At 63.6% G+C, this 8,873-nt stretch carries 11 protein-coding genes and 1 pseudogene; 3 read left to right on the top strand and 9 right to left on the bottom strand.

Going from position 1 to position 8,873, the window contains the following annotated elements; genetic code table 11:
- From B4N44_RS10190 to hslO, 3 genes are all read right to left on the bottom strand, one after another.
- A partial coding sequence (locus tag B4N44_RS10190; protein ID WP_349681081.1) for a peroxidase family protein occupies positions 1-609 on the bottom strand: 609 nt, incomplete at its 3' end.
- A 229-nt stretch (positions 610-838) separates the two neighbouring features.
- Positions 839-2,089 carry a NupC/NupG family nucleoside CNT transporter gene (locus B4N44_RS10185; RefSeq protein ID WP_296700246.1) on the bottom strand — a complete coding sequence of 417 codons (1,251 nt, stop codon included), beginning with the start codon at positions 2,087-2,089 and terminating at the stop codon, positions 839-841.
- Positions 2,090-2,109: 20 nt separating this feature from the next.
- Entirely contained in the window at positions 2,110-2,982 is an 873-nt protein-coding gene (gene hslO, locus B4N44_RS10180; RefSeq protein ID WP_296700244.1) for an Hsp33 family molecular chaperone HslO, read from the bottom strand.
- A gap of 252 nt (positions 2,983-3,234) precedes the next feature.
- Between hslO and B4N44_RS10175 the strand changes: the two genes are divergently transcribed.
- Complete coding sequence (locus B4N44_RS10175) at positions 3,235-3,405, top strand: hypothetical protein (protein WP_296700243.1); 171 nt, start codon at positions 3,235-3,237, stop codon at positions 3,403-3,405.
- A 60-nt stretch (positions 3,406-3,465) separates the two neighbouring features.
- Here the strand turns inward: B4N44_RS10175 and B4N44_RS10170 are convergent, their stop codons facing one another.
- Together B4N44_RS10170 and B4N44_RS10165 are read right to left on the bottom strand one after the other, a co-directional pair.
- Positions 3,466-4,308, bottom strand: a complete 843-nt coding sequence (locus B4N44_RS10170) for a metallophosphoesterase family protein (protein WP_296700240.1) — start codon at positions 4,306-4,308, stop codon at positions 3,466-3,468.
- Positions 4,309-4,555: 247 nt separating this feature from the next.
- Positions 4,556-4,870, bottom strand: coding sequence for an MTH1187 family thiamine-binding protein (locus B4N44_RS10165; RefSeq protein ID WP_296700237.1), 315 nt, complete (start codon positions 4,868-4,870; stop codon positions 4,556-4,558).
- Between the two features lie 150 nt (positions 4,871-5,020).
- Between B4N44_RS10165 and B4N44_RS10160 the strand changes: the two genes are divergently transcribed.
- Entirely contained in the window at positions 5,021-5,500 is a 480-nt protein-coding gene (locus B4N44_RS10160) for a hypothetical protein (protein WP_296700235.1), read from the top strand.
- 320 nt (positions 5,501-5,820) lie between these two features.
- Positions 5,821-6,111 carry a DUF6489 family protein gene (locus tag B4N44_RS10155; protein ID WP_296700233.1) on the top strand — a complete coding sequence of 97 codons (291 nt, stop codon included), beginning with the start codon at positions 5,821-5,823 and terminating at the stop codon, positions 6,109-6,111.
- Positions 6,112-6,387: 276 nt separating this feature from the next.
- Here B4N44_RS10155 and B4N44_RS10150 read toward each other — a convergent pair whose 3' ends face one another.
- The 4 genes and pseudogenes from B4N44_RS10150 to purM all read right to left on the bottom strand — a co-directional run.
- Positions 6,388-6,849 (bottom strand): DUF1294 domain-containing protein, encoded by a 462-nt coding sequence (locus B4N44_RS10150; RefSeq protein ID WP_296700431.1) that lies wholly within the window; start codon positions 6,847-6,849, stop codon positions 6,388-6,390.
- Between the two features lie 219 nt (positions 6,850-7,068).
- A pseudogene (locus B4N44_RS10145) lies at positions 7,069-7,194 on the bottom strand (cold-shock protein); the annotation flags it as partial.
- Positions 7,195-7,456: 262 nt separating this feature from the next.
- Positions 7,457-8,140, bottom strand: a complete 684-nt coding sequence (gene purN, locus B4N44_RS10140; RefSeq protein ID WP_296700230.1) for a phosphoribosylglycinamide formyltransferase — start codon at positions 8,138-8,140, stop codon at positions 7,457-7,459.
- Positions 8,133-8,873, bottom strand: a 741-nt coding sequence (purM, locus tag B4N44_RS10135; protein WP_296700228.1) for a phosphoribosylformylglycinamidine cyclo-ligase, incomplete at its 5' end; no start/stop codon positions are given. The genes purM and purN, both read right to left, overlap by 8 nt.

The raw sequence follows: 8,873 nt of genomic DNA, 5'->3' as shown, positions 1-8,873 counted from the left end.
GGGGTTGTCGCTGGGCGCCAGCCATTCCTTCTCCGAGCCCCAATAGGTGTCCTTCTCGGGATGCCAGATATCCTCGCGCCCGAAGGCAAAGCCGTAGGTCTTCAGCCCCATCGATTCATAGGCCACCGTACCGGCGAGAACGATCAGATCGGCCCAACTGATCTTGTTGCCGTATTTTTTCTTGATCGGCCAAAGCAGACGCCGCGCCTTGTCCAGGTTGACGTTGTCGGGCCAGCTGTTGATCGGGGCAAACCGCTGATTGCCCGTGCCGGCACCGCCGCGACCGTCTGCGATCCGGTAGGTGCCGGCCGCGTGCCAGGCCATGCGAATCATCAGACCGCCGTAATGCCCCCAGTCCGCGGGCCACCAATCCTGGCTGTCGGTCATCAGAGCATGCAGATCTTTCTTGAGCGCCTCGACGTCGAGCGTCTTGACCGCTTCACGATAGTTGAAGTCCGCCCCCATCGGATCGGTCTTGGTGTCGTGCTGATGCAGGATGTCGAGGTTCAGCGCCTTCGGCCACCAGTCCATGACCGATGTTCCTGCGGCCGTATTTCCGCCGTGCATCACCGGGCATTTCCCGGCAGTCGTCGTCACAGTCTTGTCCATTTCTATCTCCGTTCGTGGCTTCATGGTCTGAAGTCGGTTTGTCTTGGGTGCTCGACGAGCACGAAACGAAAATACGGACTGCTAAGGAGGATGGCCAATCGTTTGGCCCTCTATAGAAGATCGTTAATGACGATCGGAAGTAATTATTCGATAGGATAAATGGATGACGCTGGCCGCGCACCGGCACCCGCAGCACGCAGAGGCCGCTCTCGGTCGGCGTGTCCTCTCTTCAGAGGATCAAAGCAACGACCGCACCCGTCATCAGTGTTGCCATGGTCCCGGCGAGGACCGACTTCAACCCGAGCGCGACGATCTCCTCGCGGCGTGCCGGTGCCATGGCCCCGAGGCCGCCGATCATGATGCCGAGGCTCCCGAGATTGGCGAAGCCGCAGAGTGCGTAGGTCATGATCAGCCGGCTGCGGTCGCTGAGCTCGGTGCTCGCGGTGCCGGCGAGCTCCAGGTAGGCGATCAGCTCGTTGAGGATGGTCTTGATGCCCATCAGGGAGCCGGCGACCTGGGCCTCGGACCAGGGTATACCGATCAACCAGACGACCGGGGCCATGGCCCAGCCGAGGATGCGCTGTGCGGTCAGGGGCTCGCCGGCCACGGCCGGCAGCAACCCCAGGATTTGGTTGGCGAGACTCACCAGCGCGACCATGACGATCAACATCGCCAGAATGTTGAGCCAGAGCGGGATGGCGTCGAGCGTGCCGCGGGTGATGGCGTCCATGCTGCTGCGCGACTCGATCCGGATGGCGACGATCGCTCGGTCGGCCGCGTCCGGATGATCCGGCACCAGGATGCCGGCGATCATCAAGGCCGCCGGTGCGCTGATCAATGAGGCGGTCAGGATGTGTCCCATCGCGTCCGGCACGGTGTCGGCGAGGATCCCCGCATACAGCACCATGACGGTCCCGGCGACGGTGGCCATGCCGCAGGTCATGAGTGCGAAGAGCGCCGCGCGCGACAGTCCCGCCAAGTAGGGTCGGATCAAGAGGGGTGCCTCGGTCATGCCGACGAAGACGTTCGCCGCCGCCCCCAGCCCCAGCGCCCCGCCGGTCCCCATGGTCCGTCGCAACAGCCAGGCGAAGCCGCGCACGACCGGGGGCAGCACACGCCAATGGAAAAGCAGGGCGGAGACTGCGCTGATCACCAGGATCAGCGGGAGCGCCTGAAAGGCGAGCACGAAGCTGTTGTGCGGATAGCGCGTCTCGAAGGGCGCCGCACCGCCGCCGAGGAAGCCGAAGACCAGCTCGGTGCCGGCTTGGGTGGCGCGCTGCACGGACAGCACCAGGTCGGTCAGCGCCAAAAAGGCCGTCTGGGCGAGCGGCAGCTTCAGCAGCAAAAGTGCGAGGGCGACCTGGAGGGCCAGACCGGCGATGACCAGGCGCGGACTGACCGCGCGACGCCGCTCGCTCGCGAGCCAGGCCAGAACGAGGATGACGCCCAGCCCGAGCAAGGGCTGCAAGGTGATCGGCATGAGGTGGAAGCCGGATCGGTTCAGTGCTGCGAGGGCGAGGGATCGTGGCGGGTCAGCTCGGCGAAGAGCTGTTTGGCGTCCACCGCGTCGAAGGCATAGTTGCGGTTGCAGAACTCGCAGGTGACGCTGACCGCGCCCTCCTCGGCAAGGATGTCGTCCACCTCGGCCGGGCCGAGGAGCTTGAGCGTCTCCTCGATGCGGGTGCGCGAGCAGCCGCATCGAAAGGCGATCGGCTCGGGCTCGAAGAGCCGGATCGACTCCTCGTTGAAGAGCCGATACAGCAGATCGCCGGCGGATTGACCGGTCAGCTCCTCGCGCGTGAGCGTGTCGGCGAGGATGCCGATCCGCGCCCAATCCTCATCGCTCAAACCCTCGCCGGGGAGGCGTTGGAGCAGCAGTCCGGCGGCGCGGTGTTCTCCGGCCGTAAGCCAGAGTCGCGTGGGGAGCTGCTCGGAGTCGACGAAATACCGCTCGATCGCCGCGGAGAGATCCGCGCCTTCCAGCGGCACGATCCCCTGATAGGGCTCGGCGCCGCGCCGCTCGATCGTCAAGGCCAGATGGCCCTGCCCGAACCGCGCCGCGAGTGTCCCCTCGGCGGGAACCTCGCCTTCCCAACGGGCAAGCCCGCGGACCTTGTGTTCGTGGGTCGCCTGAGCAACCAGGGTGCGGATGGGACCTTTCCCTTGTGCCTGCAGGATCAGTGAGCCTTCGAACTTGATCGTCGAGGCGAGCAGCGTTACGGCGGCCAAAGACTCACCGAGCGGATCGCGTACCGCTTCCGGGTAGGGGTGTGCGCCCAGGACGGCACGCCAGGTCGCGTCCAGATGGACCAGGTTGCCGCGAATCCCGATGTTCTCGAAGGTAAAGCGGTAAAGGCGATCCGAGTCGCTCATCTGATACTCCAAGGGGGCGACTGTTGCCCTGTTACATCTTGTTGCAATTTGTCATCGATCGCGTCGTGTGTCCGATCCGCAGCGTCGGATTCTCCCGAGCGCCCTGATCGCGCCTGATGTATCTTCTAGTTTCAATCTGTTACATGCGCGGCCCAGACCTGTTTCAGGCGTCCGAGGTGGCTCGGCAAGGCTTGCAACTATTTAAGCAAAGGCTAATATTAGAGCCAACGTTGTAGCTAAAAGGAAACAAGCATGATGCCTCTTATCTTAAGTCTGATCACCGCAACCCTCTTCTTGACCTTGGCCGGCGCGACCTACGGAGCCGAAGCGCTCCTGACCACCGCCTGGATCCCGATGGTGGCCTTGGGGCTGCTCGGGTCCGGAGTCACTCTCTATGTCCTGAGCGAGCAGGCGAGGCAGTGACCCTCACGACGTCCATCGAACCCCGGTGCGCCTCGGCCGGCGCACCGGGGTTCGACCCCCTCAGCCTTGGCCTGAGTCCCGCAGGAACTCCTCTACAGCCTCGGAGAGGTCGCGTTCTCCCGCGAGAACAGCCGGCTCGAAGCCTCGCCTCCAGTAGGGCATCAACAGACGTGCCTGACGCCACTCCTCGAAGAGGATGCGCGCCAAAGGTCCGCCCTCCTCGATAAAGCCCGAATCGCGAAAATCGCGTTCCGCGCGAGCACGGTCGTAGTCGAACCGTACGATCTCCCAGATCCAACGCCCCCGACGCTCTTCGAGCAAGGCGTAGCTTCCGCGCGTGTCGCCGTCGAACGGCGAGCCGACCGAGCCGACGTTCAGGATGGGTGTGCCGTCGAGTTCGCGATGCAACGGGCGATGGGTGTGCGCCGTCACGAACAGCGCAACATCCACCGGGAGGTTCCCGCGGATATCCTCGTCCGAGACACCGGCCGAGATCCCGAAGCGGTTTCCGGCCATGGTCCCGTGCGTCACGTGCACCCAGCTGGAATCGCTCTCGCCGTGGAAGCAGAGATGGTCCGGCCAGCCTTCGAGCGCCGCGAGACGCTCGCGCAGTTGCTCGTAGGTCCAGTCGGCAAAACGCCGCATCTGTCCCTCCAGCTCGGTGCGGGGCGGCTCCTGAGCGCAGCGCAGGATCCAAGCCTCATGATTGCCCTTCACCGGCAACCAGCCGCGTGTGCGGCGCAGCTCGTCGAACAGCTCGACACAAGCAAGGCTGCTTGGTCCGCGATTGACCAGGTCCCCGTCCATCACCACCAGATCCGGACCCCAGTCGAGGATCCGCTCGACCGCGACCTCCATCGCCGGCAGGTTGGCTTGAACATCGGAAAAAATCGCAACCTTCATGATCGGGGCGTCCCTTGTTAAACCGCGTCCTGTGCGGTATGCGTCGTCTCGAGTAGGCGGCCAGTTCGGCATCCCTCCGCGATGTCGGCGTCGACGCGGTTTAAGTATTTAATTAATATATAATTTTAACCGCATAGCTCTTCGATGGCTAGCGATTCCTGAACCGCGTCCAGCTCCATGTGCAGATCATGGCCACCGACAGCATCAGCTCTGCGAACCTCTGCATATCGCGCCAGGAGGACGCGGTTCAGCAGGCGACCTCGCCGATCTGCTTGCGCACCGACTCGACCTTCCCCTCCATCCGCCCGCCCGGACCTTTCCGGATGTCGAGCTTCGCCGTCGCATAAACGCGCTCGCAGCCCAAGGCGTCGAGGATCTCGTAGGCGCGCTCGATCAGCGCGAGCGCCTCGGGCAGGGTATCGGTCTCCACGAGAGTACCCATCGGCGAGAGTCGGTAGTCGTGACCGCTGTCGCGGATCATGGCGATGACGGGGGCGACGAAGCCGCTGACACCGGCGCCTCGGTCCACGGGAAAGATGCTGAGATCGAGCAGAACGGACATGATACAACCTTGCGATTTTGCCTGACCTCGGCCGCGGGCCGAGGCATGAAAGCCGAACGAGGATTGCCCTGTGGCGGACCTGAACTATAGACTGAAGCCCATTAGACGCCCTGCACCAGCCGGGAACAAGTCGACCATGAAGGATCTGCAATGGCCATCCAGACCGACCCCGAGAGCCCGAGCGACGTCGCCGAGCCGGATTGGGAAACACCCTTGTCGCTGACCTTGACACCGTCGCTCCTCATCCACGCCTTAATGGGGACGGCCAGCGCGGTCCACACCGGTTGGAGCAGTTGCGTCGACGACTCGCTGGTGCTCTCCGAACTGGTCTCGATGGAGGACCGCGCCGGCAACTATATCCGACTCGCCGAGCAGGAGTTCGTCGAGGACGATCAGCCGGGCACGGTCTGGCACGACTGGACGCTCGAGGTGCGTATCGGCACCGTGTTGACCACCGGGCACTGGCAGTTCCCGGTCACCGCGCATCCGTCGGAGTGGGAGTGGAACGCACGCGAGGCCAGTCAGGCATTCGAGCGCGCCTGTCTCTTGGTCGGGCGTCGGGTGCGTCGCACCATGGCCGTGGAGGATCCCGCACCGACCGACTCGGTCCCACGTGCGAGTCGGCACTAAACCGCGCCCGGTGCGTTATGCGGAGTTTGTTGGATTGGCTTGGCCGCGCCGGCCCCGACGACCGCCGGAACTGGCGCGGTTTAAAGTATAGAAAAAATAATAAATTTTAAACCGCGTCTCACCGATATCGAGGACACCTCCGAAGTCAAACGCAACATGATAATGATCTCGGTCGGTCTCGGGATCTCTGAACTACTCCACCGAGTCGGACGCCCTCCGGTCTTGCATCGTTGCGAGGCGGCTTGATTCAACCCACGTCATCGTCCAGAGTTATCGTGCAGGCGGGGCACCGTGCCGCGCCGCGCTCCAAGGAGAGAGGCATGAAGATGAGTTTCGATATCGAGATGACGCCGGAAGAGATGCGCAAGCTGCTGGGTTTGCCGGATGTCGAAGCCTTTCAGCGCCAGTTGATGGACGACATCCGCGAGCGCATGGTCGCCGGCACCGAGGGTTACGACCCGATCAAGCTGTTCCAGCCCTACGTGACCGGGACCATGGCCTCATGGGACATGTTTCAGAAGATGCTCGCGAATGCGACGAGCCTGTCCTCGGGCGGAACGAGTTCAAGCAGCGACAGCACTGACGCCGAGTCCAAGCCGCGACGGAAATAGTGCGCCCGACAACGCGGCCCCGGCGCGCCCGAGAAGCTCGGCAAGTGTGAGCGTTGAGGGATCGGGCAGAAACCGGTGTCTGCTTTTAAACCACGCCCCACGCGGTATGCGATGTTTTTGGATGGGATCGGCCCCGGCAGAGTTGACGACCGCTGGAGCCGGCGCGGTTTAAGAGATTAAAAAATATATGATTCTAAACCGCGTTCCCGCTAAGGGCCGTGGATGCACCAAACGTCGAGCTCATTCGTAAAGTGAGCATCTCGCTCTGGACGCGGTTTAGCGGTCAATCGTCAGAGCGTCGGATAAATAATCCGCGATCGGCTGAAACTGCTCCAGCACCGTCTCGGGCGAGGCCATCCAGAGGATCCAAAAGCCGACATGGAGCAGGATGATGAGCCAGAAGGTCACCTGATAGCTCGTTTTCACGGTCTTGTGACGCATCATCTGCTGGGCGATATAGGCACCCGGCCATCCGCCCGCCGCCTCGACCAGATGGAGCGATGACTCCGGAATGCGCCAGTGGCCTCGGATCGCACGGAGCTTATCGCGGGCGTACATCAGAAATGCAAGTGAGCTGAAGACCGGGTAGGCGATGAACGGGAGCGGCGTCAGAGGCGCCATCGTGGCGGCAGCGACGAGACACACCAGTGAGAGAACGGCGACCATGGCGGTCTGGGCATTGAGCGGGAGCGGTTTGAGGGTCTGGTCGCGCGTGCTTCGGGCGCGCGTCGGATGCACTCGGCCAACATGTCTCCGACTTCCCTCAGCGCCAACTACGGCTCGCTCCTTGCGGACGTGGGCCGGTTTAGCCCTGACCTCGAGAGCGGTCTGCACCGCTGTCCGGCTTGAGAAGCCTGCCGCAACCGCTTTGATCACCCGCTGACCACGCCCCCGAGGATCGTCGCTGGCACTGAACACCAGGGACGTCCCGATGCCGGGGGTCAATCCAGAAGGGAGCGCGCTGACGTGGACGAAGACGTCCTTGCCGCCGTCGTTCGGCCGGATGAATTCAAACCCCTTGGCCCCGTCCCATCGAACCAGTGTTCCTTCGCGCAAGCGGTTTCTGTCCGTTTGAATATCCATATCATTCCCAATGGCTTGATACAACGAAATTCCGAGATTGGTAGATCACGAATCGATTGATAATTTTGCCCGCGCTGCGTGAGCTTGAGGCGACTCGTCGCCGGAGCCGAGCCCATCGGCGCAAGTCAAGGCGAATTCCGGAAACCGTTATGCCAAGTTGCGCATCGGATCGCTTCACGACCCGACGGCCGCAGGTTGTGCCGAGCCGTGCGTGGCACAACCAAATTTCGGCGCAAGTTGTGCCTCCTATCGTCAGCGCAACCTACGGGTATGGAATTTTCCGGAAATCGCCCAGTGAATCGATCACGATCGGCGACATCAGCGGCGCGCCGTCCAACCAGGGCCGGTCATCCTCTCCCAAGCGCAGGCGCCCTTGCGCGAACCAGCCGACGGCCTGCGGATAGATGATGTGCTCCTGCGCGAGCACCCGCTGCGCCAGTGTCGCGGCGTCCTCACCCGGATGGATGCCCAGTCGAGCCTGAATGACGACAGGTCCGCCGTCGAGCTCGGGTGTGACGAAGTGGACGCTTGCGCCATGCTCATGCTCCCCGGCATCCAGGGCGCGCTGATGGGTCTGGAGCCCCCGGAACTTAGGTAAGAGCGAGGGATGGATGTTGAGCATGCGCCCGGCATAGTGCTCGACGAAAGCGTGCGTGAGGATGCGCATGAAGCCGGCCAGGATCACCAAGCCGGGCGCATAGCGATCGATCAGGGCGCGCAGCTCGGCCTCGTAGGGCTCGCGCCCGGAGTAATCGCGATGGTCCAACACCTCGGCGGGGATGCCGGCGCGTCGGGCCCGTTCCAGGCCGAAGGCATCCCTGCGGTTGCTGATGACGGCGACGATCTCGATCGGCAGTCCATCGGCCTGCCGATCGATCAAGGCTTGCAGGTTGCTGCCGCTGCCCGAGATCAAGGCGACGACGCGCTGGCGTCCGCCATCAGGCATGCGCGGCCTCGCCGACATAGCGTACGGACGCGGGCCCTTGACCCGCCTCGACCTGTCCGATCACCCGGGCATCCTCGTCGCCGGCGCGCAGAAGCTCGAGCGCCTGATCCAAATCGTGCGCGTCGACGGCAATCACCATCCCGATCCCGCAGTTGAAGGTCCGCAGCATCTCGGCATCGCTGATACCGCCCTTGGTCTGGAGCCAATCGAAGACAGGCGGGGGGGGCCAGCTCGCGAGATCCAGGACCGCACGGGTGTCGTCCGGCAGCACCCGCGGCAGATTCTCTGTCAGTCCGCCGCCCGTGATGTGGGCGAGGGCGTGCACCCTGATGGCGCGTGTCAAGGGCAAGACGGACCTGACATAGATGCGGGTCGGCGCCAGCAGTCGCTCGCCGAGGCTGATCCCGTCCAGATCCTCGCCGAGATCCGCGCCGCTCACCTCGATCACCTTGCGGATCAGCGAGTATCCGTTGGAGTGCGGACCGGATGCTGCGAGCCCGATCAGCACGTCGCCCGGTCGGACCCGGTCCGGGACGATGAGATCGGCCTTCTCCGCGATCCCGACACAGAAACCGGCGAGGTCGTAGTCGCCCGGGCGATAGATGCCCGGCATCTCGGCCGTTTCCCCGCCGGTCAGGGCGCAGCCGGCGAGCTCGCAGCCGCGCGCGATGCCCGAGACGACGGATGCGGCGACCTCGACATCGAGCCGGCCGGTGGCGTAATAGTCGAGGAA

The sequence above is a fragment of the Thiocapsa sp. UBA6158 genome (genome assembly GCF_002423035.1).
Taxonomy (GTDB): domain Bacteria; phylum Pseudomonadota; class Gammaproteobacteria; order Chromatiales; family Chromatiaceae; genus Thiocapsa.
This window is presented reverse-complemented; position numbering and strand designations above follow the sequence as displayed.

Excerpts from the sequence above, each read along its gene's own strand:
- B4N44_RS10185 (WP_296700246.1), bottom strand. The coding sequence starts at position 2,089 with ATGCCGATCACCTTGCAGCCCTTGCTCGGGCTGGGCGTCATCCTCGTT.
- hslO (WP_296700244.1), bottom strand. The coding sequence starts at position 2,982 with ATGAGCGACTCGGATCGCCTTTACCGCTTTACCTTCGAGAACATCGGG.
- B4N44_RS10175 (WP_296700243.1), top strand. The coding sequence starts at position 3,235 with ATGATGCCTCTTATCTTAAGTCTGATCACCGCAACCCTCTTCTTGACC.
- B4N44_RS10170 (WP_296700240.1), bottom strand. The coding sequence starts at position 4,308 with ATGAAGGTTGCGATTTTTTCCGATGTTCAAGCCAACCTGCCGGCGATG.
- B4N44_RS10165 (WP_296700237.1), bottom strand. The coding sequence starts at position 4,870 with ATGTCCGTTCTGCTCGATCTCAGCATCTTTCCCGTGGACCGAGGCGCC.
- B4N44_RS10160 (WP_296700235.1), top strand. The coding sequence starts at position 5,021 with ATGGCCATCCAGACCGACCCCGAGAGCCCGAGCGACGTCGCCGAGCCG.
- B4N44_RS10155 (WP_296700233.1), top strand. The coding sequence starts at position 5,821 with ATGAAGATGAGTTTCGATATCGAGATGACGCCGGAAGAGATGCGCAAG.
- purN (WP_296700230.1), bottom strand. The coding sequence starts at position 8,140 with ATGCCTGATGGCGGACGCCAGCGCGTCGTCGCCTTGATCTCGGGCAGC.